The organism is Aeromonas cavernicola (genome assembly GCF_002795305.1).
In the GTDB taxonomy this organism is placed as follows: Bacteria; Pseudomonadota; Gammaproteobacteria; order Enterobacterales; family Aeromonadaceae; genus Aeromonas; species Aeromonas cavernicola.
In genome coordinates this window covers 1-1,086 of sequence record NZ_PGGC01000218.1, presented here as the reverse complement: position 1 = coordinate 1,086, position 1,086 = coordinate 1, and the positions used below count along the sequence as shown (strand labels likewise).

The window sequence follows — 1,086 nt, the reverse complement described above, 5'->3', positions numbered from 1 at the left end:
ACTGGCGATGCACGCCACCACCATTGATGTGCAGCACCTGCATCTGCGCTTAGCGGAGTTTAAAGAGCTCAATGAACTCAGTGCACTGAGCCGCGCGCTCAATCAAATGCTCACCCGCTTGGAGCAGGGTTTCACCCAGCTATCACGCTTTTCCGAAGATTTGGCCCACGAGATGCGCACCCCGCTCAGTAATTTGACCGGTCAGACCCAGCAAGCGCTCAGCCGGGACCGCTCGGTGGCGGAGTATCAGAATTTGCTGGTATCGAACCAAGAGGAGTACGAACGCTTGGCGCGGATGGTCGATAGTATGTTGTTCTTGGCCCGCACCGAGCAGCCCAACCAACCGCTGCGACATGAGACCCTAGCACTGCACAGCGTGGTGGCACAGCTGTGTGACTATTTCGAGGGGATGGCGCAAGAGCGGGAGATCACGCTGGTTAATTTGTGTCATTGCCAACTGGTTGCTGACCCTGATTTAGTGCGCCGAGCCCTAGCCAATCTGCTGGCCAATGCCCTGCGCTACGCAGCCCCCGCGACGCCAGTCACCATCCGCTGCGCCCACAGCACCACCCATCTGACCATCCAGGTCCATAACCAAGGAGAGCCCATCGCGCCTGAGCATCTGCCGTATCTCTTTGAACGCTTCTATCGCTGTGATCCCTCCCGTAACCAACCCGATGACTCTGGCGGGCTGGGCTTGGCGATCGTGAAATCGATTATGCACGCTCACGGGGGGCAAGTTGCGGTCAGCAGTAATGAGCAGGGCACCCTGTTTACCCTCTCTTTTCCCTTATCTGGCCCGATATCAGGTCAGAGGGCCTAGCCGGTTATGAGCGTTGACTTGGCGCGTTGACCTGATGAGATAAGTAGGGTGTCGACATCATCACGGCAATACGGGGTCGATTGCAGAGCTCAAACCGCGCCTTTATCCCGTTACCTAACCCGTTAATCAACGGCGTTATCAAGGCACCGTAAAACATTCGGTCAGCGACCTGCTGCGTCAGAATTTTCTGTTTCTGCTATCAATACGCCCAAGGTGCACTTCCCTCACTGTTTTGCCCTAAACGGTTTAGCTACAATCGGCCC

At 56.3% G+C, this 1,086-nt stretch carries 1 protein-coding gene; it reads left to right on the top strand.

Features of this window, described 5'->3' with window-relative positions:
- On the top strand, positions 1-823 hold an 823-nt coding region (locus tag CUC53_RS17985), incomplete at its 5' end, for a heavy metal sensor histidine kinase (protein ID WP_157798324.1).
- Between the last annotated feature and the right edge of the window lie 263 nt (positions 824-1,086).